This is a genomic window from Janthinobacterium sp., assembly GCF_031995485.1.
Classification (GTDB): Bacteria; Pseudomonadota; Gammaproteobacteria; order Burkholderiales; family Burkholderiaceae_D; genus Janthinobacterium.
This window is the reverse complement of record NZ_DAMAGB010000001.1, coordinates 198,988-225,568: the sequence shown is the minus strand read 5'-3', so window position 1 is coordinate 225,568 and position 26,581 is coordinate 198,988. Positions and strand designations below refer to the sequence as shown.

The 26,581-nt window shown below is 59.8% G+C and carries 31 protein-coding genes; 3 read left to right on the top strand and 28 right to left on the bottom strand.

Annotated elements, in window-relative coordinates; translation table 11 throughout:
* Window positions 1–153: 153 nt before the first annotated feature.
* Complete coding sequence (cyaY, locus tag RTQ46_RS01075; RefSeq protein ID WP_312434026.1) at window positions 154–483, bottom strand: iron donor protein CyaY; 330 nt, start codon at window positions 481–483, stop codon at window positions 154–156.
* A 40-nt stretch (window positions 484–523) separates the two neighbouring features.
* On the opposite strand from cyaY, the gene lptM reads away from it, so the two are divergent.
* The gene (lptM, locus tag RTQ46_RS01070; RefSeq protein WP_312434025.1) at window positions 524–703 is read left to right on the top strand and encodes an LPS translocon maturation chaperone LptM; all 180 of its coding nucleotides are present in this window, start codon (window positions 524–526) and stop codon (window positions 701–703) included.
* Here lptM and RTQ46_RS01065 read toward each other — a convergent pair whose 3' ends face one another.
* The 5 genes from RTQ46_RS01065 to RTQ46_RS01045 form a co-directional block, all read right to left on the bottom strand.
* Entirely contained in the window at window positions 704–1,333 is a 630-nt protein-coding gene (locus tag RTQ46_RS01065; protein ID WP_312434024.1) for a protein-methionine-sulfoxide reductase heme-binding subunit MsrQ, read from the bottom strand.
* A 12-nt stretch (window positions 1,334–1,345) separates the two neighbouring features.
* Window positions 1,346–2,323 (bottom strand): protein-methionine-sulfoxide reductase catalytic subunit MsrP, encoded by a 978-nt coding sequence (gene msrP / locus RTQ46_RS01060; RefSeq protein WP_312434023.1) that lies wholly within the window; start codon window positions 2,321–2,323, stop codon window positions 1,346–1,348.
* Window positions 2,324–2,408: 85 nt separating this feature from the next.
* Window positions 2,409–3,560, bottom strand: coding sequence for a c-type cytochrome biogenesis protein CcsB (gene ccsB / locus RTQ46_RS01055; protein WP_312434021.1), 1,152 nt, complete (start codon window positions 3,558–3,560; stop codon window positions 2,409–2,411).
* 47 nt (window positions 3,561–3,607) lie between these two features.
* A complete protein-coding gene (locus tag RTQ46_RS01050) occupies window positions 3,608–5,713 on the bottom strand; it encodes a cytochrome c biogenesis protein ResB (protein WP_312434019.1) in 2,106 nt (701 codons plus the stop codon).
* 172 nt (window positions 5,714–5,885) lie between these two features.
* Complete coding sequence (locus tag RTQ46_RS01045; protein ID WP_312434018.1) at window positions 5,886–6,557, bottom strand: c-type cytochrome; 672 nt, start codon at window positions 6,555–6,557, stop codon at window positions 5,886–5,888.
* 195 nt (window positions 6,558–6,752) lie between these two features.
* On the opposite strand from RTQ46_RS01045, the gene yihA reads away from it, so the two are divergent.
* The gene (gene yihA, locus RTQ46_RS01040) at window positions 6,753–7,502 is read left to right on the top strand and encodes a ribosome biogenesis GTP-binding protein YihA/YsxC (protein WP_312434016.1); all 750 of its coding nucleotides are present in this window, start codon (window positions 6,753–6,755) and stop codon (window positions 7,500–7,502) included.
* Between the two features lie 70 nt (window positions 7,503–7,572).
* Here yihA and RTQ46_RS01035 read toward each other — a convergent pair whose 3' ends face one another.
* The 5 genes from RTQ46_RS01035 to RTQ46_RS01015 form a co-directional block, all read right to left on the bottom strand.
* Entirely contained in the window at window positions 7,573–8,493 is a 921-nt protein-coding gene (locus RTQ46_RS01035) for a hypothetical protein (protein WP_312434015.1), read from the bottom strand.
* 256 nt (window positions 8,494–8,749) lie between these two features.
* Window positions 8,750–11,848, bottom strand: a complete 3,099-nt coding sequence (locus RTQ46_RS01030) for an efflux RND transporter permease subunit (protein ID WP_312434014.1) — start codon at window positions 11,846–11,848, stop codon at window positions 8,750–8,752.
* Window positions 11,845–13,029 (bottom strand): efflux RND transporter periplasmic adaptor subunit, encoded by a 1,185-nt coding sequence (locus RTQ46_RS01025; RefSeq protein WP_312434013.1) that lies wholly within the window; start codon window positions 13,027–13,029, stop codon window positions 11,845–11,847. Before RTQ46_RS01025 ends, RTQ46_RS01030 begins: the two co-directional genes overlap by 4 nt.
* Before the next feature lie 99 nt (window positions 13,030–13,128).
* The gene (locus RTQ46_RS01020) at window positions 13,129–14,487 is read right to left on the bottom strand and encodes an ATP-binding protein (RefSeq protein WP_312434011.1); all 1,359 of its coding nucleotides are present in this window, start codon (window positions 14,485–14,487) and stop codon (window positions 13,129–13,131) included.
* Window positions 14,484–15,212, bottom strand: coding sequence for a response regulator (locus tag RTQ46_RS01015; protein ID WP_312434009.1), 729 nt, complete (start codon window positions 15,210–15,212; stop codon window positions 14,484–14,486). Before RTQ46_RS01015 ends, RTQ46_RS01020 begins: the two co-directional genes overlap by 4 nt.
* Window positions 15,213–15,399: 187 nt before the next feature.
* Between RTQ46_RS01015 and RTQ46_RS01010 the strand changes: the two genes are divergently transcribed.
* On the top strand, window positions 15,400–15,966 hold the full coding sequence (locus tag RTQ46_RS01010) for a Spy/CpxP family protein refolding chaperone (RefSeq protein WP_312434008.1): 567 nt from the start codon (window positions 15,400–15,402) through the stop codon (window positions 15,964–15,966).
* A 59-nt stretch (window positions 15,967–16,025) separates the two neighbouring features.
* Here the strand turns inward: RTQ46_RS01010 and dsbD are convergent, their stop codons facing one another.
* From dsbD to rplE, 17 genes are all read right to left on the bottom strand, one after another.
* Window positions 16,026–18,017, bottom strand: a complete 1,992-nt coding sequence (gene dsbD / locus RTQ46_RS01005) for a protein-disulfide reductase DsbD (protein ID WP_312434007.1) — start codon at window positions 18,015–18,017, stop codon at window positions 16,026–16,028.
* Window positions 18,018–18,164: 147 nt separating this feature from the next.
* On the bottom strand, window positions 18,165–18,557 hold the full coding sequence (gene rplQ / locus RTQ46_RS01000; RefSeq protein ID WP_034753219.1) for a 50S ribosomal protein L17: 393 nt from the start codon (window positions 18,555–18,557) through the stop codon (window positions 18,165–18,167).
* Window positions 18,558–18,692: 135 nt separating this feature from the next.
* On the bottom strand, window positions 18,693–19,670 hold the full coding sequence (locus RTQ46_RS00995; RefSeq protein WP_008444343.1) for a DNA-directed RNA polymerase subunit alpha: 978 nt from the start codon (window positions 19,668–19,670) through the stop codon (window positions 18,693–18,695).
* A gap of 105 nt (window positions 19,671–19,775) precedes the next feature.
* Window positions 19,776–20,399, bottom strand: coding sequence for a 30S ribosomal protein S4 (gene rpsD / locus RTQ46_RS00990; RefSeq protein ID WP_038496998.1), 624 nt, complete (start codon window positions 20,397–20,399; stop codon window positions 19,776–19,778).
* 257 nt (window positions 20,400–20,656) lie between these two features.
* The gene (gene rpsK, locus RTQ46_RS00985) at window positions 20,657–21,061 is read right to left on the bottom strand and encodes a 30S ribosomal protein S11 (RefSeq protein WP_010394475.1); all 405 of its coding nucleotides are present in this window, start codon (window positions 21,059–21,061) and stop codon (window positions 20,657–20,659) included.
* 17 nt (window positions 21,062–21,078) lie between these two features.
* Window positions 21,079–21,444, bottom strand: a complete 366-nt coding sequence (rpsM, locus tag RTQ46_RS00980; RefSeq protein WP_046681666.1) for a 30S ribosomal protein S13 — start codon at window positions 21,442–21,444, stop codon at window positions 21,079–21,081.
* Between the two features lie 14 nt (window positions 21,445–21,458).
* A complete protein-coding gene (gene rpmJ, locus RTQ46_RS00975; protein ID WP_010394471.1) occupies window positions 21,459–21,572 on the bottom strand; it encodes a 50S ribosomal protein L36 in 114 nt (37 codons plus the stop codon).
* A 42-nt stretch (window positions 21,573–21,614) separates the two neighbouring features.
* On the bottom strand, window positions 21,615–21,833 hold the full coding sequence (infA, locus tag RTQ46_RS00970) for a translation initiation factor IF-1 (protein WP_005663428.1): 219 nt from the start codon (window positions 21,831–21,833) through the stop codon (window positions 21,615–21,617).
* 18 nt (window positions 21,834–21,851) lie between these two features.
* Window positions 21,852–23,186 (bottom strand): preprotein translocase subunit SecY, encoded by a 1,335-nt coding sequence (gene secY, locus RTQ46_RS00965; protein ID WP_094442958.1) that lies wholly within the window; start codon window positions 23,184–23,186, stop codon window positions 21,852–21,854.
* Window positions 23,187–23,218: 32 nt separating this feature from the next.
* The gene (gene rplO, locus RTQ46_RS00960; RefSeq protein ID WP_034753211.1) at window positions 23,219–23,650 is read right to left on the bottom strand and encodes a 50S ribosomal protein L15; all 432 of its coding nucleotides are present in this window, start codon (window positions 23,648–23,650) and stop codon (window positions 23,219–23,221) included.
* Between the two features lie 30 nt (window positions 23,651–23,680).
* Window positions 23,681–23,860 (bottom strand): 50S ribosomal protein L30, encoded by a 180-nt coding sequence (rpmD, locus tag RTQ46_RS00955; protein ID WP_010394435.1) that lies wholly within the window; start codon window positions 23,858–23,860, stop codon window positions 23,681–23,683.
* A gap of 10 nt (window positions 23,861–23,870) precedes the next feature.
* Window positions 23,871–24,389 carry a 30S ribosomal protein S5 gene (rpsE, locus tag RTQ46_RS00950; RefSeq protein WP_010394433.1) on the bottom strand — a complete coding sequence of 173 codons (519 nt, stop codon included), beginning with the start codon at window positions 24,387–24,389 and terminating at the stop codon, window positions 23,871–23,873.
* Between the two features lie 9 nt (window positions 24,390–24,398).
* A complete protein-coding gene (gene rplR / locus RTQ46_RS00945) occupies window positions 24,399–24,761 on the bottom strand; it encodes a 50S ribosomal protein L18 (protein ID WP_010394431.1) in 363 nt (120 codons plus the stop codon).
* Window positions 24,762–24,774: 13 nt separating this feature from the next.
* On the bottom strand, window positions 24,775–25,308 hold the full coding sequence (rplF, locus tag RTQ46_RS00940) for a 50S ribosomal protein L6 (protein WP_312434006.1): 534 nt from the start codon (window positions 25,306–25,308) through the stop codon (window positions 24,775–24,777).
* Window positions 25,309–25,318: 10 nt separating this feature from the next.
* Window positions 25,319–25,714, bottom strand: coding sequence for a 30S ribosomal protein S8 (rpsH, locus tag RTQ46_RS00935; protein WP_065310146.1), 396 nt, complete (start codon window positions 25,712–25,714; stop codon window positions 25,319–25,321).
* A gap of 14 nt (window positions 25,715–25,728) precedes the next feature.
* A complete protein-coding gene (gene rpsN / locus RTQ46_RS00930; RefSeq protein WP_010394423.1) occupies window positions 25,729–26,034 on the bottom strand; it encodes a 30S ribosomal protein S14 in 306 nt (101 codons plus the stop codon).
* A 2-nt stretch (window positions 26,035–26,036) separates the two neighbouring features.
* The gene (gene rplE / locus RTQ46_RS00925; protein ID WP_010394421.1) at window positions 26,037–26,576 is read right to left on the bottom strand and encodes a 50S ribosomal protein L5; all 540 of its coding nucleotides are present in this window, start codon (window positions 26,574–26,576) and stop codon (window positions 26,037–26,039) included.
* Window positions 26,577–26,581 lie beyond the last annotated feature (5 nt).

The following is a 26,581-nucleotide window of genomic DNA, read 5'->3' as shown; positions in this document are numbered from 1 at the left end:
GCGCGTAATCCGACAACATTGTTGACATTGGCGCCGGTGGTGGTGTCGGGTTACGGCCTGCGGCCTAACCCGACCTACCCGACCTACCCGGCACCACAAAAAAAATGGGCAGCCCGCAAAGGCTGCCCATTTTTCATACGCGACTTCAAGCAGTTACTTCAACACCACCACCGCCCCCGCCTGCTCGCTGGCCATGGTGGACAGCGCCGCAAACAGCTCCGAGCCGTCGCGCGTATTGACCCACTGCCCGTCGACGCGCTTGTAGTGAAAGCCGCCCGAACGGGCCGCAACCCACATCTCGCGCATCGGCGCCTGGCTGTTGACGATGATTTTCGTGCCGTTGTCGATGAATTCGATTTCCAGCACGTTGCCGCTGCGGCTGCATTCGACGTCCAGCACGTCCTCGTCGTTCAAACGGTCCAGCGCCGCCTCGATCTGGTTCAGGGTGGCTTCGGCCAGGGCCAGGAATTCCGATTCGCTCATGCTACACTCCAAAGATCTTAATCAAACCGTGATTCTAATCGTGAAGTCATCCTCAGCGTTTTATATCGGCACTGCCATTGTGGTTTCCAGCATCCTGGCAGGCTGCGGCCAGCCCGGCGCCCTGTACCTGCCCAAGCCGCCGGCAGCCAAGCCGGCCCCCAAAGGCCCGCTTGAGCCGGCCCTGGTGCCGCCGCCACCGACCATCGTGCCGGCGACCTGATCAGCGAGCCAGCCTGGCGTCCTGGCGGCGCCTGTCCCAGGCGTAGTAGACGCGTATGGCCAGCAATAGCGCGACGATGCTGCCAAACAGGATGGGCTGGGCAAAGTTGTTCTTGCCCGCCTTCATCCACCAGTAGTGCAGGATGCCCAGTGGCGCGATCACATAGATCAGCCGGTGCAGCCACTGCCAGCGCTTGCCGCCGAGGCGCCTGACCATGCCGTTGGTGCTGGTCACGGCCAGCGGGATCAACAATACAAACGCGATGAAACCGACCGTAATGAACGGGCGCTTGAGCACATCCTTCCACATCTCGCCCAGATCGAAGAAATGATCGAACCATAAGAAGGTCGTGAAGTGCAGTGTTGCGTAGAAAAACGCGAACAGGCCCAGCATGCGGCGCAGCTTGAGCAGCCAGTTCCACTTCGTCAATCGCCGCACGGGCGTGACGGCCAGGCCGATGCACAGGAAATACAGGGTCCAGTCGCCGGTGCCGCGCGTGATGAATTCAAGCGGCTCGACCAGCTGGCCGCTATAGGTCAGCCACACCATGCGGCCGAACGGCACCAGCGCCAGCAGGAAGATGACGGCCTTGATCAGCGACAGCTGCTTCGGCGTGGGTTGAAAAGCCATGCTTGCCGTTCCTTAAAAGAACTTCTTCAGATCCATGCCCGCATACAGCGAGGCCACATCGTTATAACCGTTGTACATCAGCGTCTTGCGCTTGCGGGTCAGGAAGCCGTCTTCGCCGATGCGGCGCTCGCTGGCCTGCGACCAGCGCGGATGGTCGACATTCGGGTTCACGTTCGAATAAAAACCGTATTCGGACGGTGCCGACAGGTTCCACGAGGTACGCGGCTGCTCCTTGACGAAGCGGATCTTGACGATGGACTTGGCCGATTTGAAGCCGTATTTCCATGGCAACACCATGCGCACGGGCGCGCCATTCTGGTTCGGCAGGGTTTCGCCATACATGCCCAAGGTCAGCAGCGCCAGCGGGTGATTGGCTTCATCAATGCGCAGGCCTTCCGTGTACGGCCACTGCAGCACGCGGCTGCCCACGCCCGGCATCTGCTTGTTGTCGGCCAGCGAGATGAATTCCACGTATTTGGCGTTGCCGGTCGGCTCGACCTTCTTGATGATTTCCGAGAACGAATAACCGATCCATGGAATGACCATTGACCAGCCTTCCACGCAGCGCAGCCGGTACACGCGCTCTTCCAGCGGCGCGAGTTTGAGCAGCGCGTCGAGGTCCAGCGTCATCGGCTTCTTGACTTCGCCTTCGATCGTGACGGTCCACGGGCGCGTGCGCAGGGTGCCCGCGTTTTGCGCCGGATCGCTCTTGTCGGTGCCGAACTCGTAGAAATTGTTGTAGGTGGTGGCATCCTTGTACGCGGTCTGCTTGTCCAGCGCCGAGTAGGCGGGATTGAGCTTGGCGGCCAGCTTGGGATGGCTGCCTTGCGCGTGGGCTTCGCGGCCCAGCATTTCCAGCAGCGCCGCGCTGGAGACGGCGCCGACCGCCGCCTGGCGGATAAAGCTGCGGCGCGCTTCGAATACGGCGCGCGGCGTGATTTCGGATGAAAACGGCAGTTCAATGCCGTTGGGACTGCGCTTGATCAACATGGCGGCTCCGGAAAAGTGGTGGTTAGCTACACAGTACACCAGTTTCCGGAGCCGTTCATGACGCTTGCGTCATGTAGAGAACCGTTTATAACTTCCCGTACGAATGCAGTCCCGACAGGAACATATTGACACCTAAAAATGCAAACGTCGTCACCAGCAAGCCTACCAGCGCCCACCAGGCGGCGACACGGCCGCGCAGGCCCGTCATCAGGCGCATGTGCAGCCAGGCCGCATAGTTGAGCCAGACGATCAGCGCCCAGGTTTCCTTCGGATCCCACGACCAGTAGCCGCCCCACGCTTCGGCCGCCCACAGCGCGCCGAGGATGGTCGCTACCGTAAAGAAAGCAAAGCCGACGGAAATGGCCTTGTACATCACATCGTCCAGCACGTCCAGCGACGGCAGGCGGTCAACCAGGTAGCCGCTCGATTTGAGCAAATAGGCCGAGGCCACCATGGCCGACAGCGAGAAAGTGCCATAGCCGATGAAGTTGGCCGGCACGTGGATCTTCATCCACCAGCTCTGCAGGGCCGGCACCAGCGGCTGGATATCGGCCGCGTCGCGCGTCACCGTGTACCACAGCAAAAACACCACGGCAGCCGAGATCACCAGCATGACAAAGGCGCCCAGCTGGCGCGTCGCATAGTGCTGTTCGTAGTACAGGTAGAACATGGCCGTGATCAGCGAAAACAGGATGAACACTTCATACAGGTTCGACACGGGGATATGGCCCACGTCGGCGCCGATCAGGTAGGACTCGTACCAGCGCACCAGCATGCCCGTCAGGCCCAGCACCACGCCGGCCCAGCACAGCAGGGAGCCGACCGACGAGCCGAAGTCCGAGCGCGCCACCAGGCCGATCCAGTAGAACAGGGTCGACAGCACGAACAGCGTGCCCATCCACAAAATCGCGGACTGGCTCGACAGCATATATTTCAGGAAAAATTTCTTGTCCGCCAAGGCCAATTGGCCCGCGTACAGTTCGATGGCAAACAGCGCCAGCACGGCCGCCACCGGGATCAGCCAGCGCACTGGTTTCCAGTGCCAGCCCAGCCAGGCAAACACGGGAGCAGCCGCCAGCAGGATGACCTTTTCATAGATGTCCATGAAGGCGCCGAAGTGCACCAGGCCGTACAGCGAAGCGGCCAGCAGGCCCGCGCCATACAGCCAGTCGATCAGTCCCAGGCGCTTGAAAAAGCCCGGTTCCTGCGCGTAAATTTGTTTGTTTGCCAATTCCATATTTTCTCCATTCCCGGCTCAACCATGGTGCGCCGGACAAGCGCAGCTTACGCCGATTGCGGCAATTTTGCCTTCAGGTTGTCAAATTCTTTTTCAAAGTCCAGCGTCTTGCGCTGCGTGCTCATGGCCATCAGCGCGGTGCTGTCGCCCGGACGCTCGGCATCGTCCTTGATCCAGACCCACAGGCGGCGCTCGCGGATATAGAACATGGAAAACACGCCGATCACCAGGAACAGGCAGCCCAGGTAGACCACGCCCTTGCCGGGCGAACGCGTCACTTGCAGGACGGAAGCCTTGACCTCGGTGAATTCATCGAGCTGCAAATACACCGGCGCGCCATAGAAGAAACTGTCGGACAGCGCATTGGTGGCCAGTTGCAGGAAGCGGCCATGCTTCTCGTCCGCCTCGATGGGCGTCAAGCCGGCCTTGTTGCGCGCCGCCTGCCACAGGTCCCACAGGCTGCCGTTGAGAATCTTCATGAAGATATCGGCGGCCTTTTCCTGCTCGGCCTTCGGCACTTTTTCCAGGAAGCGCGAAATGGCCAGGAAACCGCCCTCCTGCCCGTTGCCGGCAAAGATGGCCAGGCTTTTCGCGGCCGACTCCTGCAGCTGGGCGCGCAAGGCTTCGGCGTTGTCGTTCGGCATGGCGCGCTGGGCGTAGCGGGCGGCGGCCTGCTCGCGCAGTTCCGGGTCCTGCAGCGCGGCGCGCAGGCGCATCCACTCTTTTACCGTGTAATTGTCGTCCGCCGGAATGCGCAGATAGCTGAAGGCGTCGCTCGGATTGACGCGCATGCCGGCCAAAAAGACCAGTGCGCCGTCGACCGTCACCGGCTGCATGTAGTTCTGGTACTCGCGCGCCTGGCCCGTCTTGTCGCGCAACTTGTACAGCACGCTCGGGCCGACGTTTTTCAGGTCCTTGTTATTGGCGTTCTTGCCGGCCGAACCCAGGCGCTTGTCGAGGCCGACGGCAAACTTCTCGTTGAAGCTCTCGGCCTTGCTCACCGCCCGCACATCCTGGCCCGAGCTCATGTTTTCCACATTGAACGGACGGAAACCCGACCATTCGACCGTATACGAGTTGCCGTCGCTGCGTTCGAGCGGGGTGCTGGCGCCCACTTCGCCGCCGATATCGAAGCGTTTGTCGGTCTTGCCGGCCATCGGGAAACCTGTCAGCTTGAGCTTGCTGCCGCCGTCTTCAAAGCTGGACTGGTACAGCGCCAGGCCCTTGTACAGCAGCGGCTGGTTGACCTTGATGGTGGCAGGGAAACTCTTGCCCGTTTCATGGTCGGTAATCACCACGTCGCTGGCGAACAGCTTGGGCATGCCGGTGCTGTAGAAATCGATATGGAATTTTTTCAGCAGGATGGTGATCGGCAGGTCCTGGATCAGCACGCCGTCGGCTTGCGGAATGATGGCCGTGCTGCTGGTCGAGCCTTCCGGAATCATGGTGTTGCCGCGGAAGGTCGGGTTCGCCAGGCTCAGGCGGTGCTGGGCGGGAATCTCGGCGATCACGCCGCTGCCGGCAAACGGCGTCTTGCCGAAAAACCATTGTTGCACGCGTATCGGCATTTCCGAATCGAGCAAGCCACCCACGCAAATAATGACGATGGCGCCGTGGGCGAAGATATAGCCCCATTTGTTGGCCGCGCCGCGCTTGGCCGCCACCAAGGTGGCGTTGTCCTTTTCCACCACCTTGGCCTGGTAGCCGGCGTCCTTCAGGCGCATCACCATCTGCTGCGCCAGCACGCCGCGCGGCAGCGGCGCCTGCCATTCGGCCTTGTGGTGGAAGTTGCGCAAGGACTGCTCGCGCACGGTTTCGCGCCAGCTGCGCATGTCCTTGAGCATTTTCGGCGCATTGCGCACGATGCACAGCGAGGTCGAGGCGACCAGGAAACCCATGATCAGCAAGAACCACCAGGCCGAGTAGACCGAATACAGGCTCAGCTTGTCGAACACGGAAAACCAGAACGGGCCGAACTGGTTGATATAGTTGGGCATCGGCTCGTTCTGCTTGAGCACGGTGCCGATCACGGACGCCACGGCGATCAGGGTCAAGAGGCTGATGGCAAAGCGCATCGACGAAATCAGCTCGACGAATTCGGCGACACTGCGGCGCTGGGTTTTCAGTTCGATTCCGGTGGTGCTGGTACTCATGCGTTGTTACTCATACTATATGGCAATCAAAAAAAGCGGGAAGGGTTTCATCTGCGCAAGGCGGCAGCATAACCCAGTTTGGCCGGGGCCATAAAAAAAGGGCAGCCCTTGCCGCGGCCGCCCTTCTTCATCCACACCACAGTGTCCGGCAAGTGATTGCCGCTATGGAAATTTATTTCAGGCCGGCGATGTAGTCGGCAACGGCCGCAATTTCATCGTCCGACATGCGGGCAGCGATGGTGTGCATCTCCGCGCTGTTCTTGCGCGCGTCGGCCTTGGTGCTGCGGAACTGGGTCAGCTGGGCGATCGTGTAATCCTGGTGCTGGCCGGCGATGCGCGGATACTGGACGGGAATGCCATTGCCCGCCGCGCCATGACAGCTGGCACAGGCCGCGACCTGCTTGCCGGCGATGCCGCCGCGGTAGATCTTCTTGCCCAGATCGATGGTGTCCTTGTTCTTGGCGGCGCCCGGCGCGGATTTCTGTGCGCCCAGGTAGGCGGCGACATTCTTCTTGTCGGCGTCGCTGAGCATCTTGGCGTAGGTCGTCATCACGGGCTGGTTGCGCTGCGGCGTGGTGAAATCGACCAGTTGCTTGTAGATATAGTTTTCATGCTGGCCGGCCAGCTTGGGATTGGCCGAAATGGTCGAATTGCCGGCCGCGCCGTGGCACGAGACGCAGGCAGGCAGGCCGCGCGCGGCGTCGCCATCGGCGTACAGGGTGGCGCCCTTGCTGGCGTCGGCTTTAACGGCTGCCTTCGGTGCTTCGACGGCCGACACGGTTGCCGAAAAGGCTAGCGCGGCGAGCAACATGGATTTGAACAACGGTGAAAAAGCACGATTCATTCAGGCACCCTGAGACAGTGAGAAATTAGTGGTGGACATTGCCGAACGCCTGGTATTTTTGCTTATTTTCAGGGCCGCAAGCCGCATCGCTGCTACGCCGGCAACAATTAACAACGCCTTATTGTACAATAGCTTCTTGGCGTTATTGCTCTCTTATCGCTCCCTCTTGCTCTCTTTTCTCGCTTTACTACTCCCATGTCAAAACTCTGGCAAGCCCGTTTCTTTACGACCGTCAATCAACTGCGCGACCTGCCCGATACCACGGTGCCGGAAATCGCTTTTGCCGGCCGCTCCAATGCCGGTAAATCGACCGCCATCAATATTTTGTGCAATCAGAAAGGCTTGGCGTTCGCCTCCAAGACGCCTGGCCGTACCCAGCACATCAATTATTTCTCGATCGGCGGCGCCCACGTGGGCCAGCACCGCAAGGATGCGACCATCGTCGAAGAAATCGAATGCCTGCTGGTCGACTTGCCCGGTTATGGCTATGCGGAAGTATCGGGCTCGGCAAAATTGCACTGGCAGCGTTTGCTGGGCGACTATGTGCAGCGCCGCGAACAGCTGGCCGGCCTGATCCTGATCATGGATTCGCGCCGTCCGTTTACCGACCTCGACATCCAGATGCTGGAATGGTTCGCGCCGACCGGCAAACCGATCCACTGCATCCTGACCAAGGTCGACAAGCTCAACCGCAACGAATCGGTCAACGCGCTGCGCCAGGCCAAGGCCAAGCTCGACAGCTACGTCGACGAAGATGGTGTCGGCTTCCCGTTCACGGTGCAGCTGTTCTCGGCCCTGAAACGCGTGGGCATCGACGAAGCCAATGACAAGATCATGGAACTGGCCGGCATCAGCGAAGACGGCGCCGCGCAGATGGTGGAACTGATCGAGATGGAAGACGACGTGGAACCGGAAACCGGCGCCGAAGGCGACAAACCGGCCTGATCGTTGCATCGGCGGCACATAAAAAAGGCGGCTCACTGTTCGGTGAGCCGCCTTTTTTTATGGCAGGAACTTAGCGCCGTCCGGGGCGCTGCTTCTCGGAAAAGAATTCCTGGCGCAAAAAGGCCGTCAGCTCGGCTGTATCCTCGACGCGGGCGCTGAGGTTGACGTTGCGGCCCAGGCGGCGCGATTCCCACACGAAGTCGCCCGGCTTTTCGGCACGGATCAGCTGGATCATCTTCTTGATGATGGCCGATTCGATATCGGGTTCATTGCCGATCTCGACTTTTTCCTGCTTCAGCCAGTTGCGCTTGAAGTTGCCGTTCCAGCCCTTGAACTTGACTTCGGCGCTGAACGAGGTCTGGTTAACGATGGAAAACACGCCGCCCGAATCCTCGCGGTCGCTGCCCGAGTTCTTGCCCTGGGCGCCGGCGATATTGGCCTTGGCCACGCGCATGGCGCGGTCGTTTTCGCTTTCCTCGGCCGGCTGCGCCGGCTGCTGCGCCTGGCGCTGCTGGCGGCGCTGCTCGACCATGGCGCCCATGTCTTCGGCTGGTGGCGGCGGCAACGGCACTTTCGACACCAGTGGCGGCGTAAACGTTTCCAGCTTCGGCTTCTCGGTCTGCGCGCCCTTGCTGACCTCCACCGGCTTTCTTGGCGTCGGCGGCGGCTTGACCTTGGCGACCTTGGTTTCCTTGGGCTTTGGCGTGGGCTTGGGCGTCGGCTTGGGCTGCGGCTTCGGCTGCGGCTTGTCCTTCATCGGCGCGATATACACCATCGCGCTTTCCTTCTTGACCGGCGGAATCTTCTGGATGGTTTCGGTATGCAGCAAGGCATACGCGGCAATCAGCACGTGCAGCAGGACAGACACGCCCAGCACCACCTTGCGGCGGTTGCTGGTCTTCGCGCCGTAGGCCAGTGGCGGCTGGATCAATTGCCCGCAGGTGGGGCAATAGCCGGTATCGGCAGCCATCGGGTGGGTCGTGTCATGCAAAATAAATCGTGCTTTCTTTATAGCAGTGATCTTACAGGCAGTCATAGTGCCAGAGCGGCGCGCGTTTGGGAACACTTGCAGCGTCATCCCACCCGAAGCCTACAGGATAGCGGCATTCCTTGCACCGCCATGCAGAGTAGCCGAAGCGGCTCTTGATGGTTGTTACCGTATGTATCACGGTTCTTACAGCCAGGTAATATAAAAACGGCGCGCCGTTCATGAAGAAAAGCGCGCCGGCTGACGGAAAGCCTCCGAGTCAGGCCTTGTTGTCGAGCGCTACCAGTTGTTCATCCGTCATCGGCCCCGTGCCGCTGTATTTATCGAGGAACAGGTAGATCACCGGCGTGATGAACAGCGTGATCACTTGCGAGAAGATCAGCCCGCCCACTACCGCCAGGCCCAGTGGCTGGCGCAGCTCGGCGCCGGCACCGAGGCCCAGCGCGATCGGCAAGGCGCCCATCAGCGCCGCCGCCGAGGTCATCATGATCGGGCGGAAGCGCAGGATGCAGGCCTGGCGGATCGCGTCAAACGGCGCCAGGCCTTCGTTGCGCTGCGCATGCAGGGCAAAGTCGATCATCATGATGGCGTTTTTCTTGACGATGCCGATCAGCATCAGGATACCGATAATCGCGATCATGGTCAGGTCCATGCCGAACAGGCGCAGGGTCAACAGCGCGCCGACCGCCGCCGATGGCAGGCCGGCCAGGATGGTCAGCGGGTGGATATAGCTTTCGTACAATACCCCCAGCAGCACATAGATGACGGCCAGCGCGGCGATGATCAGGATGATCTGGCTCGATTGCGAATCCTGGAACACGGCCGCATCGCCGCCATAGCGGGTGATGATGGAGGCCGGCAGGTTCATGTCCTTGCTCATCACGTCGATCTTGCCGGTGGCAATCCCCAGCGGCACATCTGGCGCCAGGTTGAAGGCAATGGTGACGGCCTGCAGCTGGCCCTGGTGGTTGACGGAAGTCGGGCCGATGGTGCGTTCGACGCGGGCAATGCTCGACAGTTTCACCAGTTCGCCCGTCTTGCTGCGCACCGACACGCGCGTGAGCGCATCGTCGTACTGGCGGTCCGGCGTGGCCGCTTCCAGGATCACATAGTAGCTGGCGGCCGAGGAATAGATGGTCGATACCTGGCGCTCGCCAAACGCGCTGTACAGCGCCGTGCGGATATCGGACATCTGCACGCCCAGCATATTGGCCTTGTCGCGGTCGATTTTCAGTGACGCCTGCAAGCCCTTGATCTGCGAGTCGCTGGTGACATCGCGGAAGGCCGGATCGGCGCGCATGCCGGCCAGGAATTTTTCGGCCCAGTCATTGAGGGCGTCGGGGCTGACGCTTTGCAGGGTGTATTGATAGCGGCTTTTACTTTGACGCCCGCCCAGCTGCAAGTTCTGCACGGGGCGGAAATACACGGCCATGCCGGGCACGGCGCTGGTCGCCCGGCGCAGGTTTTCCAGCACCACCGGCATTTTCGGCCGCTGGTCGCGCGGCTTCAGGACCATGAACATGCGGCCCGTATTGCCGCCGCCGACAAACGAGGTCACGTCCTGCACGCTGGGGTCGGCCTTGATCACGGCCGCCATGCGCGCCTGCAGGGCCTGCAAGGCTTCGGACGAGATATCTTCCGACGCTTCCGTATTGACCTGGATCTGGCCCAGGTCTTCTTCGGGGAAGAAACCCTTCGGTATGGTGGCATACAGCAGCACCGTCAGCGCGAACGTGCAGACGGCGATCAGCAGCACCACCGTGCGGTGCGCCAGCGCCTTGTCGAGCACATGCACATAGCCATTGCGCAGGCGCGTGAAACCGGCCTCGAAGTGGCGTCCGATAAAGGTTTTTTCCTGGGCGTGGTCATGCCCTTGCGCGCCGGCCGGCAGGAAGCGGCTGGCCAGCATCGGCACCAGCGTCAAGGATACGATGGCCGACACCAGGATCGACAGCGAGACCACCACGGCAAATTCATGGAACAGCAGGCCGATCACGCCCGGCATGAAGAAGATCGGAATGAACACGGCCACCAGCGAGACGGAAATCGAGATAATGGTAAAGCCCATCTCTTTCGCGCCTGTCAGCGCCGCCTGGATCGGCTTCTTGCCCATCTCGATATGGCGCACGATGTTTTCCAGCACCACGATGGCGTCATCGACCACCAGGCCGACAGCCAGCGTAATGCCCAGCAGCGAGATATTGTCCAGGCTGTAGCCGAGCCAGTACAGCAGAGCCAAGGCGCCCAGCAGCGAAATCGGCATGGTGACGGCGGGAATAAAGGTGGCGGCCGCGCGGTGCAGGAACAGGAAGATCACCAGCACCACCAGCACCACCGTCAAGGCCAGGGTCAGGTTGACGTCGTGGATCGCTTCGCGGATCGACAGCGAGCGGTCGTTGACCAGGCTGATCTGGATCGATTGGGGCAGCTGCTCCTTGAAACCCGGCAGCAGGCGGCGCACGCCATCGACCACCTGCACCGTGTTGGCGTCGGGCTGGCGCTGCACCATCAGGCTGATCGAGCGCTCGCCGTTGAAACTGCCGACCGCCTTGATCGACTGGAAGCTGTCCTCGACTTCGGCCACGTCCTTCAGGCGCACCGGCTGGCCATTGCGGCTGGCAACGATCAGCTCGGAAAAATCGGCCGCTTTCATCATCTGCGGATTGCCCTGGATGGTCAGGGTCTGGCTCGGACCATCGAGGATGCCCAGCGGCGAATTGGTGTTCGAGGTGCGCAGCGCCGTGGCCAGCTCGTCCATCGTCAGGTCGCGCGCATTCATCAGGTCGGCACGCGCCCGCACGCGCACGGCAAAGCGCTTCTGGCCGTTGACCACCACCTGCGCCACGCCCGGCAGGGTTGACAGGCTCGGCGCGATCAGGTTTTCCGCGTAGTCGTTCAGGTCCGACAGGTTCAGCGATGGCGAAGTCATCTGGATGAACAGCACCGGCGCGTCAGCCGGGTTGACCTTGCGGTAGGACGGCAGGTCCGTCATTTCGGTCGGCAACTGGCGCTGCGCGCGCAGCAGCGCCGCCTGCACGTCGACCGCCGCTTCATTGACGTTGATGCTGGAATCGAACTCCAGCGTCAGCGACGTATTGCCCAGCGTGCTGGTGGAGGTGATCAGGCTCAGGCCCGAAATCGTGGAAAACTGCTTTTCCAGCGGCAAGGCCACCGACGAGGCCATGGTCTCGGGACTGGCGCCGGCCAGGTCCGCGCTGACGTTGATGACGGGCGTGTTATAGCTCGGCAAGGCTGCCACGGGGATGTGCAGATAGGCCAGTACACCGGCCAGGATAATGCTGATGGACAACAGCACCACCATCACGGGGCGGCGAATGCTCAGTTCGGACAGGTTCATGCTGGCTTGTCCGACGGGGTGGCTGGCATGGCGGGCGCGGCGGCCGGCGCATCAGGGCGTTTTTCTGCCAGGCGCACCTTGCTGCCGGGCCGCAGGTTCTGCTTGCCATCGACAATCACCTGCTCATCGCCGTTGAGACCCGTCACCACGGCATTGAGGCCGAACGCATGCACGCGCGTGACCTTGTTGGCCTTGGCGGTATTGTCGGCCTGCATCGTATACACCAGCGTGCCGCTGGTGCTGGTGATGATGGCGTTTTGCGGAATCACCAGCGCATCCTTGAGCGTCCTGACGGTCAGCTGGGTGTTGATGTACTGGCCTGGCCACAGGTCAGTCTGCGTATTGCCGAAACGGGCCTTGACCTTGATCATGCCCGAGGTCGGATCGACCGCGTTGTCGATGAAGTTGAGCTTGCCGCTGACCTGTTTGCCGCCGGCATCTGCCAGCAGCGCCGTGACGGCCACCTCGCCCGCCTTTTGCGCCGACAGCAGGGACGACAAACTGCTTTCCGGCAAGGTGAACACCACGTCGATCGGATCGAGCTGGGTAATGCTGGTCAGCGACACGGTCGGCTGCACCAGGCTGCCCGGATACACGCCGATGGCGCCCACGCGTCCGCTCAAGGGCGCGCGCAACACGGTATAACTGGAATCGACCTGCGCCGCGCGCAAGGCGGCCTGGTCGGCGGCCAGCAAGGCGCGCGCCGCGTCGAGCTGGCTTTGCAGGGTATCGACGGCGCCCTGGGCGATGAAATTCTTGCTCAGCAAATCGTTGCTGCGCTTGAGCTGGCGCTCGAAATCCTGCACCGAGGCGCGGTCGCGCAGCACCTGCGCCTGGGCCTTGTCGACATTCGCGCTTTCGGTGCGCGCGTCGAGCGTGAACATCAGCTCGCCCTGCTTGACGTACTGGCCTTCCTTGATATGGACCTTGGCAATCGTGCTGGTGGTTTGCGGATGCAGTTCGACGCTGCTGATCGGCGTCACGCTGCCATTGGCCTGCAGCACGATGGGCACGTCCTGGCGCACGGGCTTGACCACGCTGACGCTGGTGGGCGCCTGGCCCCCGCTCTTGCCTGCCGCCCCCGCCCTGGCCTTGTCGGCAGGCTGATGATTGAAATACCAGATGCCGCCACCGATACACAGGGCGGCACCGACCAGGATTGCCAGGCTAGTTTTTTTCATTATTCGTCACGCTGTCTCGGCGCGGATTTGCAGGTTGAATTTAATTGCCTTAAGGCATTAAGGGCGATATTGTCTCATGAAAATGTCACGTAAAAACGCTCACTTTCCGGCGTAATATTGGGGCACCACCAGCGTCACTTCCAACCCGCCTTCCGCATGGTTGGACAACAAAACCGTGGCGCCGTGCTGCTCGGCGATATTGCGCGCGATCGTCAGGCCCAGGCCCGTGCCGCCCGATTCGCGCGAACGCGAGGTCTCGATGCGGTAGAACGGTTCGAACACCTTGGCCAGCTGGTCGGGAGCTATGCCGGGGCCGCCGTCGCGGATACGGATGCGCGCCGACCCCGTCAGCCGCTCGACCGTCACTTGCGCGTACTGGCCATATTTGACGGCGTTGTCGATCAGGTTGACCAGGCAGCGCCGCATGGCGATCGGCCGCCCCATCAGGGCCATGCCGGCATGGCCGTCCAGGGTCACGTTCTGGCCGGCGTCGGTGGCGTCCGACACCACGCTGTCGAGCAGCGAGTCGAGGTCGAGCGCCTGCATCGCTTCGGTGCTGTCCATCGAACGGGCCAGGTCCAGCCCTTCCTTGACCATGCTCTGCATGGCCGACAAATCCCCCACCAGGCGCTCGTACAGTTCCGAATCGGCCACTTTTTCCAGCCGCAGCCGCAATCGCGTGAGCGGCGTCTGCAGGTCATGCGTGATGGCGGCCAGCATCTGCGTGCGCTGGAAGATATGCTGGCGGATACGCGCCTGCATGGCGTTGAAAGCCGCGCTGGCCTGGCGGATTTCACTGGCGCCCGTCAGCGTCAACGGCGGATGGTTGATGTCGTTGCCCAGGTCCTTGGCCGCCTGCGCCAGCTGCTTCAGCGGCCGCATGGTCATGCGGGTGACGAGGAACGCGATGATGGCGATGCTGATCAGGAAAGGCAGCAGCGTCATCCAGTCGTTGTGTTCGTTGAATGGCGGCTGCTGGCGCGGCGGCAACACCAGCAGGCGCAGCATGTGGCCGTCCTGCATGCGCACGTCCAGGCTTTCGCAGGTGCCGCCCCACGGCTTGGGCGCAAACAGGCCGGGCGACGTGCGCGGCTTGACGCAGGCCTCGGGCAACTGCGCCAGCGCGGTCACCTTGAACGCCTCGCCCAGCTTGGCCTGCAGCGCGCTGGAAAACTCGGTCGGCGCACCGGCCCTGTGCTCGGCATCGGGGCGCAATTCGAGCCGCACGCTGCCCTTGTTGGCCACCTTCAAATAGGCCGCGCGCGAGGCCAGCGGCACCATGTCGGTCGACATCACCAGCTGCTCGGCCCGTTCGACGGCGTGATAGTCGCGGTACTGCTCGATGGCGCGCTGGCGTTCGCCCACGGCCAGCCACTGCGTCAGCGCGGCCGAGGCCACCACGCCCAGCAACAGGAACATGAAGACGCGCCCGGTCATCGAGCCGAGAAAGGCCTTCACGCGTGCGGCTCCACATTGACCTGGCCGGCCAGCACATAGCCGCCGTTGCGCACGGTCTTGATGATCTGAGGCAGGCGCGCGTCTTCGCCGAGTTTCTGGCGCAGGCGGCTGATCTGGATGTCGATCGAGCGGTCGAACGGATCGGCGTCGCGCCCCTGCGTCAGGTTCAGCAGCTGGTCGCGGTTGAGCACGCGGTTCGGATGCTCGAGGAACACGCGCAGCAAACGGAACTCGGCGCCCGACAGCATGATCACCACGCCGGTCGGATTGAGCAGGTGGCGCGCCGTCAGGTCCAGCGTCCAGCCGGAAAAACGGATCTGCTGGGCCTTGTCGGACGGCGCATTCGACGGCATCGCATGGCTGCGGCGCAGCACGCTGCGGATGCGCGCCAGCAGCTCGCGCGGCTCGAACGGTTTCGGCAGGTAATCGTCGGCGCCCATCTCCAGGCCCAGGATGCGGTCCAGCGGTTCGTTGCGGGCCGTCAGCATGATCACCGGCACGGTCGACTGTGCGCGCAGCTTGCGGCACAGGGTCAGGCCGTCGTCGCCGGGCAGGTTCAGGTCCAGCACGATCAGGTCGGGCCGGGTTTCGTCGAGCACCTTCCACATGGCCGTGCCATCGGCCGCGCCGAGCGTGCGGTAGGCATTGGTTTCCAGGTAATCCGCCAGCAGGCTGCGGATATCGCGGTCGTCGTCGACGATGAGTATTGTAGAAGTGGGTTCCATGACTGAATTATCCCCACTTCAGAGGGGTGTGCACAGCGTATTTGTATCGTCTTGTATATAGACCATGTGACGAAACATACGGATACAAACTGTCGGACAGCGGACACTTCGGAGAAACATGGCGCGCCCACACTGGATTCATGTGCACAGACATGTACATGTCCTCATCACTCATAAAGGAATCCAGATGAACACCTCATTTCACACCGTACGCAAACACCTGATCGTCGCCATGAGCGTACTCGGCATGGGTGCCGCCTCGCTGACCGTCCACGCCCAGCAAGCCGCCGCCAGCGCCCCGGCAGCGAGCACACCCGCCAACGCCAGGGTGGTGCCGGAAGGTCACCGCGGCGGCCCGCGTGGTGAACACCGCGGCGAGCGCGGCAATCATGGCGAACGCATGGCGAAATACCAGGCCCGCCTGCACGACAAGCTGAAGCTGACGGCCGCCCAGGAACCGGCCTGGACCGCTTTCAAGGCCGCCAATGCGCCGAAAAAGCCGAATGGCGACTGGAAGGCCAAGCGCGAGGCATTTGCCCGGCTGTCGGCGCCAGAGCGCATGGAGCAGTGGATCGCCATGTCGAAGGAACGCATCGCCGGCCAGGAAAGCCGCCTGGCATCGCTGAAGACGTTTTATGCGGTGCTGACGCCGGAGCAGAAGAAAGTGTTTGATGACAGCGTGCCGGGTGGCAAGCATGGTGGGATGCGCGGCCATCATGGCCACCGTGGCGGCCCGGACCACAAGCCGGCATAGGTCGGATTAGCGCGCAAGCGCGTAATCCGACAACCGCCGGTGCCAACAATGGTGTCGGATTACGGCCTGCGGCCTGATCCGACCTGCTTGTCCAGCTTGGAGAGCGACGCCAAAAACGTCTCCGCATTCTGGAACCCGATCACGCGCGAATGGGGGATCTCCCGGCCCTGCGGGTCGAACATGATGATGCCCGGCGGGCCGAACAGCTGGAAGCGTTTCAGCATGGCCTTGTCGTCCGCGTCATTGGCCGTGACATCGACCTGCAGCAGCACCGACATGCCCATCTTGTCGCGCACGGCAGGCGCGACGAACGTCAGCTTTTCCATTTCCTTGCACGACACGCACCAGTCGGCATAAAAATCGAGCAGCGCCGTCTTGCCGTTCAATTGCGCCAGCGCCGCGTCCAGCTGCGCCACGGTTTTCACGCGCACGAAGGGCTGTGCGTGAACCTGTCCGCCCCCGAGATGCGCCAAGGGTGCCAGCGGATCGCGGCCACCGCTGGCCACGCCCACCAGCTGCACCACGCCCAGCACGGCAAATACCAGGCCGAAGGCTTTCGCGATCCAGGCGTTTTTCGACGAACTTTTGCCCACCAGCAAATACATGCCGTAGCCGACGAACAGCGCCGTCCAGCCCAGCATCTGCAGCGCGCCCGGCAGCACCGGCGACACCAGCCACCAGGCCACGCCCAGCAGCAGGACGCCAAAGAAACGTTTCACGGCATCCATCCAGGCGCCGGCGCGCGGCAGCAAGGCGCCGGCCGAGACGCCGACCAGGATCAGCGGCACGCTCATGCCGACCGCCATCGCGAACAGCGCGCTGCCGCCGATGACCACATCGCGCGTCTGGCTGATGTACAGCAAGGCGCCGGCCAGCGGAGCGGCCACGCATGGCCCCACGATCAGGGCCGAAATCGCGCCCATCACGAACACGCCGGCCAGGCGGCCCGACGATTGCTGGTTCGACACGGACGTCAGCTTGCCCTGCAAGAAGGCCGGTACCTGCAGTTCATAAAAACCGAACATCGACAGCGACAGGCCCGCCATCAGCAGCGCAAAAAAACCCAGCACCCACGGGTTCTGCAGCTTGGCCGCCAGGCCTTCGCCGGCCAGGCCCGCCGCCACGCCCAGCGCCGTGTAGACAATCGCCATGCCCAGCGCATACGTCAGCGACAGCAGCAGGCCGCGCGAACGGCTGACCTTGCCGCCGTCGCCGACGATAATCGACGACAGGATCGGCACCATCGGCAGCACGCACGGGGTAAATGCCAGGCCCAGGCCCAGCAGCATGAACAGCGGCACGATCACCAGCAGCTTGCCGCCTTTCAGCGCCGATTCGATGCTGCCCATTTCCGTTGCCACGGGCGCCGCAGCGGTACTGGCCACCGGCGCGGCCGGAACGGCCACGGGATCGGGCGTACTGGTGATATCGGCCTGCGGAATGCTCATCACCGACACGCCCGGCGAGGCCTGCGCCTGCGGGCCGTTAATGGCCTTGGTATCCACGGCGGGCATGTCGACGGCGGGCGCGGACGGCAGCGCGAACTTCGAGGCGACGGCACCGGGCGCCATGCTCTGGCCGCCTGCGCCGACCAGCCTGATGGTGGCGTCCTGCGGCGCATAGCACAGGCCCTTGTCGGAACAGCCCTGGCCGGTCGACTTGAGCGTGAAGGCGCCGGCGGCCTGCACGGGGATCGTGATGGTCAGCGTATGGCGGAAGGTCTCGACGTTCTTCTGGAACGTTTCATCGAACTTGACCTTGCCTTTCGGGAAAACGGGCGTGCCCAAGGTGGCGCCGCTGGCCTCGAACTTGAAGCGCTCGTGGTACATATAGTAGCCATCGGCGATCACGTAGGTCACGGCAATGGTGGCCGGGTCCTGCATGCGCGCGGAAAACTTGAATGCCAGTTCGGGATCGAGGAATTCATCGTCGGCGCGCGCGTGGCTGGCGCCAAACACGGCGATCAGCAGCAGCAGGCATGCAGCAAACCAGTGGGACAAGGAGTAACGCGAGGGCAAGCGCGCAGCGGCGCTGTAGGAAAAACGAGACATGAACTACCTTTTTGACCATTCGACTGGGAGTCGCGCGGGGCATCGGGGCCGGCGCGAAAGAAGAATAGTACACCGCAGCAAGGATAGCTGCAGCAGAAAGCAAAAAAGCCAGGCTAGGCCTGGCTTTTTCAGATGCAGCAGCCGGGATTACTCGCCAGCGACTTCAACTGCTTCGGTCGTATCTGGACGATCCATCAGTTCAACGAATGCCATAGGAGCATTGTCGCCGACGCGGAAGCCCATTTTCAGGATACGCACGTAACCACCGTTACGGTTGGCAAAACGTGGGCCCAGTTCGGCGAACAGCTTGACGACCATTTCACGGTCGCGCAGGCGGTTGAAGGCCAGACGCTTGTTTGCCAGGGAATCGGTTTTGCCCAGGGTCAGAATTGGCTCGACAACGCGGCGCAGTTCTTTTGCTTTTGGCAGGGTGGTTTTGATCGCTTCGTGACGCAGCAGCGATACTGTCATGTTGCGCAGCATAGCCAGACGGTGGGACGAGGTACGATTCAGTTTACGGAGGCCGTGACCGTGACGCATGGTAAATCCTTTCGGTAGTGAGTTTAAATCCAGCTCTTCGATCGATGCTGCCTGAGGCGTCATCGCGGGCCGGTTTGGTACTTCAAAAATAAAAGCCTGGGACACCTGTCCCAGGCAGTTTGCTACAACTTCAAATTACTTTTCCAGGCCGGCAGGCGGCCAGTTTTCCAGCTTCATGCCCAAGGTCAGGCCGCGCGATGCCAGCACTTCCTTGATTTCGTTGAGCGATTTGCGGCCCAGGTTAGGCGTTTTCAGCAGCTCGTTTTCCGAACGCTGGATCAGGTCGCCGATGTAGTAGATGTTTTCCGCTTTCAGGCAGTTCGCCGAACGCACGGTCAACTCCAGGTCATCGACTGGACGCAACAGGATAGGATCGACCAGCGGAGCGCGCGATGGTGCTTCTGCGGCGGCTTCCGTGCCTTCCAGGGCAGCGAACACATTCAACTGGTCCACCAGGACGCGGGCCGACTGGCGGATCGCTTCTTCCGGCGAGATCACGCCGTTGGTTTCGATGTTGATGATCAGCTTGTCCAGGTCGGTACGCTGTTCGACGCGAGCCGATTCAACGAAGTACGACACGCGGCGCACTGGCGAGAACGACGCGTCCAGGATGATGCGGCCGATGGTCTTGTTGGTGTCTTCCGACAGGCGACGCACGTTGCCAGGAACGTAGCCGCGGCCTTTTTCAACCTTGATCTGCATGTCCAGCTTGCCACCGGCGGTCAGGTGGGCGATCACGTGGTCAGGGTTGATCAGTTCGACGTCATGCGGCAGGTCGATGTCGGAGGCCAGGATCGCGCCTTCGCCTTCTTTTTTCAGGGTCAGGGTTACCGAATCGCGGTTGTGGACTTTGAAAACCACACCCTTCAGGTTCAGCAACAGATCGACGACGTCTTCCTGCACGCCATCGAGGGAGGAATATTCGTGGACGACGCCGGCGATCGTCACTTCGGTCGGCGCGTAGCCCACCATCGACGACAGCAGAACGCGGCGCAACGCGTTACCCAATGTGTGGCCATAGCCGCGCTCGAACGGTTCCATCACGACCTTGGCGTGACCTGCACCGAGAGCTTCAACATCGATAATACGTGGCTTCAACAAACTGTTTTGCATGAAATGTCCTTTTCAATACCCTCGGCTCATTACACCGATAAGGCTGATGGCATATTGGTAAAACGCCCACTCAAATTGAGTGGGCGGTGGTGGTGCTAACTACAATTAACGCGAGTACAGCTCGACGATCAGCGATTCGTTGACGTCGTTGGCGATTTCGTTACGCTCTGGCAGGGACTTGAAGGTACCTTCCATTTTCTTGGCATCAACCGAAACCCAGCTAGGCATACCAACTTGTTCGGCCAGCGACAGTGCTTCAACGATACGCACTTGCTTTTTCGATTTTTCACGAACAGCGATGATGTCGCCGACTTTGACCGAGTACGAAGCGATGTTCACAACGATACCGTTCACGGTGAACGCTTTGTGGCTGACCAGTTGACGCGCTTCAGCGCGGGTCGAGCCAAAGCCCATGCGGTAGCAAACGTTGTCCAGACGCGTTTCCAGCAACTTCAACAGCGTTTCGCCGGTGTTGCCTTTACGACGGTCTGCTTCAGCGAAGTAGCGGCGGAATTGACGTTCCAGCACGCCGTACATGCGTTTGACTTTTTGCTTTTCGCGCAGTTGGTTACCGTAGTCCGAGGTGCGGGCGCCGGATTTGACACCGTGCTGGCCTGGCTTGACGTCCAGTTTGCACTTGCTGTCCAGCGAGCGGCGTGCGCTCTTCAGGAACAGGTCTGTACCTTCACGGCGGGAGAGTTTTGCTTTAGGTCCGATATAACGTGCCACGATACTTCCTTTTTTTAAATGATAACGCCCCAGCCACATGCATGATCAAACACACTGATGCGGTTAGGCGCTAGTCTGATTCACTTGCGATCAGACGGTGGCTGAAAACGAAAAACCCGTCAAATACAATTTGACAGGCAAGAACAGCCGGGCAGTATAACCGTTTCCGGCTCCCTGCTCCAGCGTTTTCACACAACTGTACTCAATACAACAGACGAGAGAGCAGCTGGCGCCGTAGCGCCTACTGCAATACTGTCTTAGATACGACGACGTTTCGGTGGACGGCAACCGTTGTGCGGTACCGGCGTCACGTCCTGGATCTCGGTGATCTTGATGCCCAGGTTGTTCAGCGCGCGAACGGCGGATTCACGACCAGGACCTGGGCCCTTGATACGTACTTCCAGGTTCTTTACGCCACACTCAACTGCCACTTTACCAGCGGCTTCCGCGGCGACCTGCGCTGCGAATGGGGTCGATTTACGCGAACCCTTGAAGCCTGCACCGCCGGAGGTAGCCCACGACAAGGCATTGCCTTGACGATCGGTGATGGTAATGATGGTGTTATTGAACGATGCGTGGACATGTGCGATGCCTTCAGCGACGTTCTTTTTAACTTTTTTACGCACGCGTGCTGATGCGGCGTTATTTTGCGACTTGGCCATAATTATTCCCTAGCGGATTATTTTTTCAGCGATTGAGCGGCTTTACGCGGTCCCTTGCGGGTACGTGCGTTCGTACGCGTACGCTGGCCACGGCAAGGCAGACCCTTGCGATGACGCATGCCGCGGTAGCAACCCAGATCCATCAAACGCTTGATGTTCATGGACAGTTCACGACGCAGATCGCCTTCGACGATGAATTTACCTACTTCATCGCGCAGTTTTTCCAGTTCGCTGTCATCCAGATCTTTGATCTTTTTGTTGGTTGCTACACCGGTCGATGCACAGATTTTCTCTGCGCGTGGACGGCCAACACCGTAGATGGCTGTCAGGCCGATAACGGTATGCTGATGATTTGGGATATTAACCCCTGCAATACGTGCCATTTGTTATTCCTCGATTAACCTTGACGCTGCTTGTGACGTGGTTCCACGCAGATTACGCGGACTACGCCTTTGCGCTTGATGATCTTGCAGTTGCGGCAGATCCGCTTGACTGATGCGAGAACTTTCATTTTTGGGCTCTTTCTTTCGCTTCTTTGGTTTGATTCAGTGTGTTACTTGGTACGGAACACAATGCGGGCTCGGCTCAGGTCGTACGGCGTCAACTCCACCGTCACCTTGTCTCCAGGGAGAATGCGAATATAGTTCATCCGCATTTTACCTGAAATATGCCCGAGCACCACGTGTCCGTTCTCCAGCTTCACTCGAAATGTTGCATTTGGGAGATTCTCAAGAATCTCGCCCTGCATCTGTATGACGTCGTCTTTTGCCATTCGGTATGTTTACCGCGCTTAACGCGTCGGAATTCCGCCCTTGAAATTTGCTTTGCGCAGCAGTGAATCATATTGCTGCGACATCACGTAGTTCTGTACTTGCGCCATGAAATCCATGGTGACAACTACAATAATCAATAAAGAAGTACCGCCGAAATAGAATGGTACCTTCCACTGGGCCTGCATAAATTCCGGCAATAAACACACCAGGGTGATGTAGACTGCGCCGGCAAGTGTCAAGCGTGTCAGGATCTTGTCGATATAACGGGCTGTCTGTTCGCCTGGACGGATCCCGGGAATGAACGCACCGCTCTTCTTCAAGTTATCCGCTGTTTCCTTGCTGTTAAACACCAGCGCGGTATAGAAGAAACAGAAAAACACGATCGCCACTGCGTACAACAGCGCATGGATAGGCTCACCAGGCCCCATCGATGCTGCCAAATCTTTCAAGAACCGCACCGCAGGGTTAGCGTTGTCGGCGCCCTTTGAAAACCAGTCCACGATAGTGGCCGGAAACAAGATGATCGAAGAAGCAAAGATCGGCGGGATCACGCCGGCCATGTTCAGCTTCAACGGCAAATGGCTGGTTTGACCGCCATAAATCTTGTTGCCTACCTGGCGCTTCGCGTAATTGACCAATATTTTGCGCTGACCGCGTTCGACAAACACCACGAAGAACGTGACCAGGGCTACCAGCAGCACGATAAAGATCGCGCCCAAGCTGCCGATCGAACCATTCGATACCAGGCTGAACAAACCACCCAGTGCGGAAGGCAGACCTGCTGCAATACCGGCAAAAATGATGATCGAGATGCCGTTACCCAAGCCACGCTCGGTAATCTGCTCACCCAACCACATCAAAAACATTGTTCCGGTCAACAAAGTGACGACCGTCACGAAGCGGAATGCAAGACCAGGTTCCAACACCAGACCAGCTTGCGACTCCAGTGCGACTGCAATACCCAACGCCTGAAACAGCGCCAGTGCAACCGTGAAATACCGGGTGTACTGGGTGATCTTGCGACGGCCTGCTTCGCCTTCTTTTTTCAACGCTTCCATCTGCGGTGACACGATCGACAGCAGTTGCATGATGATCGAGGCCGAGATATAAGGCATGATACCCAGCGCAAACACTGTAAAACGAGACAAGGCACCGCCCGAGAACATGTTGAACATGCCCAGGACGCCGCCTTCGTGCTCCTTGAACAGCGAGGCTAATTGTGTCGGGTCAATCCCGGGAACCGGGACGTGAGCACCGATACGATAAACCACCAATGCGCCAAGCAAAAACCAGAGCCGTCCCCAGGGGAAACCGGCCGCTGCACTTTTAGCAAGTTGTGGATTAGTCGCCAATTTTCGCTCCGATCAAGCTGTTAGCGGTCAACTCAGGCTACCGAGCCGCCGGCTGCTTCGATGGCGGCTTTCGCGCCAGCGGACACTTTCAAGCCCTTCAAATTCACCGCTTTGGTGATTTCGCCGGACAAGATCACGCGCACGTCACGGGCCAACACGCCCAGAACGCCAGCTTGCTTCAAGACCAGAATGTCGACATCGCCAACAGCCAGGTTGTTCAGATCGGACAGGCGCACTTCAGCTTTGAAGGTTGCGTGCATCGATTTGAAACCGCGCTTAGGCAGACGGCGTTGCAGAGGCATCTGACCGCCTTCGAAACCAACTTTATGAAAGCCGCCCGAACGCGATTTCTGACCCTTGTGACCACGACCCGAGGTTTTACCCAGGCCGGAGCCGATACCGCGACCGACGCGACGCTTGTAGTGCTTGGCGCCTTCGGCTGGTGCAATAGTATTCAATTCCATGATTTGCTCCGTTCGTGTAAGCCCGAAGGCTTACCCGACAACTTTAACGAGATACGATACTTTATTGATCATGCCGCGTACGGATGGGGTGTCTTGCAGTTCGGAAACCGAATTTACACGACGCAGACCCAGACCGCGCACGGTAGCGCGATGCGATTCGCGCGTACCGATCAAGCCCTTGACCAATTGCACTTTGACTGTGTTTGTCATTTTGTCCACCTTAAGCCAGAATGTCTTCAACCGACTTGCCGCGTTTGGCAGCGATATCGGATGCAGTGCTCATTTTCGACAGGCCGTCCAGCGTAGCGCGTACCAGGTTGTAAGGGTTGTTCGAACCGGTGGATTTCGCCACCACGTCCGTCACGCCCATTACTTCGAAGATAGCGCGCATTGCGCCACCAGCGATCACGCCGGTACCAGGCTTGGCCGGGTTCATCAGGACCTTGGAGGCGCCATGACGACCAACAACCGTGTGATGCAGAGTACCGTTTTTGAGTGGCACTTTGATCAGGTTGCGACGGGCTTCTTCCATTGCCTTCTGCACGCCCACTGGCACTTCTTTCGATTTGCCCTTGCCCATGCCGACGCGGCCATCGCCATCACCAACTACGGTCAGCGCGGCGAAACCCATGATACGACCACCCTTGACCACTTTGGTCACGCGGTTGATCGCGATCATTTTTTCGCGCATGCCATCATCCGGCTTGTCGCTTTGCATTTTTGCTTGCATTTTTGCCATGATTGATCCTTAGAACTTCAGACCGGCTTCGCGTGCGGCTTCTGCCAACGCTTTCACACGGCCGTGGTAACGGAAACCGGAGCGGTCAAACGCAACTTCGGTAATCCCTGCTTTCAACGCTTTTTCAGCGACGCGCTTGCCGATCAAGGCTGCAGCAGCGGCATTGCCGCCTTTGCCGGATTGGCCTGCCAGTTCAGCGCGAACTTCCGCTTCAGCCGTCGAGGCCGAAACCAGGACTTTAGCGTCCGGGCTGATCAGGTTGGCGTAAATGTGCAGGTTGGTGCGATGCACCGACAAGCGATTTACTTTCAATTCCGCAATCTTGATGCGGGTTTGGCGTCCGCGGCGAAGCCGTGATTCTTTCTTATCCATCGTCAGCCCCTAATTACTTCTTCTTGGTTTCTTTAAGCTTGACCACTTCGTCCGCATAGCGAACGCCCTTGCCTTTATAAGGCTCAGGGGAGCGGTAAGCACGAACTTCAGCGGCTACCTGGCCAACCTGTTGACGGTCGATACCCTTGATCAGGATCTCGGTCGGGGTTGGTGTTGCGCAGGTAACGCCGGCTGGCATGTCATGCACTACAGGGTGCGAGAAACCCAGGGACAGATTCAGCTTGTCGCCTTGAGCTTGCGCCTTGTAACCCACGCCAACCAGGTTCAGCTTTTTCTCGAAACCCTTGGTGACGCCGACGACCATGTTGTTGACCAGTGCGCGCAGCGTGCCGGACATGGCATTGGCTTCGCGGCTGTCGTTCGCCACGTCGAAACTCAGGGTTCCGTCATTGTTTTCCACTTTGACCTGGCCGGTGAGGACCTGGGAAAGTACGCCCAGCGGGCCTTTTACGGTGATCGCTTGTGCGGAGATGGCGACTTCGGCGCCAGCTGGCACTACGATAGGCATTTTAGCTACTCGAGACATGTGTAACTCCTTAAGCCACGTAGCAAATAACTTCGCCGCCGACACCGGTAGCGCGTGCTTTGCGGTCAGTCATGACGCCTTGCGGAGTCGACACGATCGCCACACCCAAGCCATTCATCACTACAGGGATGTCATCTTTGCCTTTGTAGACGCGCAGGCCCGGACGGGACACGCGCTCGAGGCGCTCGATGACGGGACGGCCAACATAATACTTCAAACCGATCTTCAGTTCCGCCTTGCCACCAGCTTCGGCAACAGCGAAATCTTCAATGTAACCCTCGTCCTTCAGGACGTTGGCAATCGCAATTTTGACTTTCGACGATGGCATGGCCACTGTCGTTTTTTGCACGCCCTGGGCGTTACGAATGCGGGTCAGCATATCGGCGATAGGATCGCTCATACTCATTGCATATTCTCCTATTACCAGCTTGCTTTAGTCATACCCGGAATTTCACCACGCATGGCGAATTCACGGAGCTTGATACGACCCAGACCGAATTTACGGAATGTGCCGCGCGGACGACCAGTGATGGCGCAACGGTTGCGTTGACGCGTCGGGTTCGAGTTACGTGGCAGCGCCTGCAGTTTCAGGCGAGCTTCGTAGCGCTCTTCTTCCGATTTCGATTGGTCATCGACGATGGCCTTGAGAGCTTCGCGCTTAGGGGCGAATTTCGCCACCAGGTCAGCACGCTTGATCTCACGATTAATCAGTGACAGTTTGGCCATGATCAGTTCCTGAAAGGGAATTTAAAGGCGGCGAGCAAAGCTTTGGCTTCGTCATCGGTCTTAGCAGTTGTCGTGATGCTGATATTCATACCGCGCAACGCGTCAATCTTGTCGTATTCGATTTCAGGGAAAATGATCTGTTCCTTGACACCGATGTTGTAGTTGCCACGACCGTCGAATGCACGACCGTTCACACCACGGAAATCGCGTACGCGCGGCAGAGCCACGGTAATGAAGCGATCCAGGAACTCGTACATGCGAGCGCCGCGCAGGGTGACCATCGTACCGATCGGGTAACCTTCACGGATTTTGAAGCCTGCGATCGCTTTGCGGGACTTGGTGGTCACTGGCTTCTGGCCGGCGATCTTGGTCAAGTCGGCAACTGCGTGCTCGAGAACTTTTTTATCCGCGATAGCCTCACCAACACCCATGTTCAGGGTGATCTTGGTCAGGCGTGGAACTTCCATCACCGACTTGTAACCAAACTTGCTGGTCAGGTCGGCAACGACTTTTTCTTTATAGAATTCTTGGAGACGTGCCATGATTT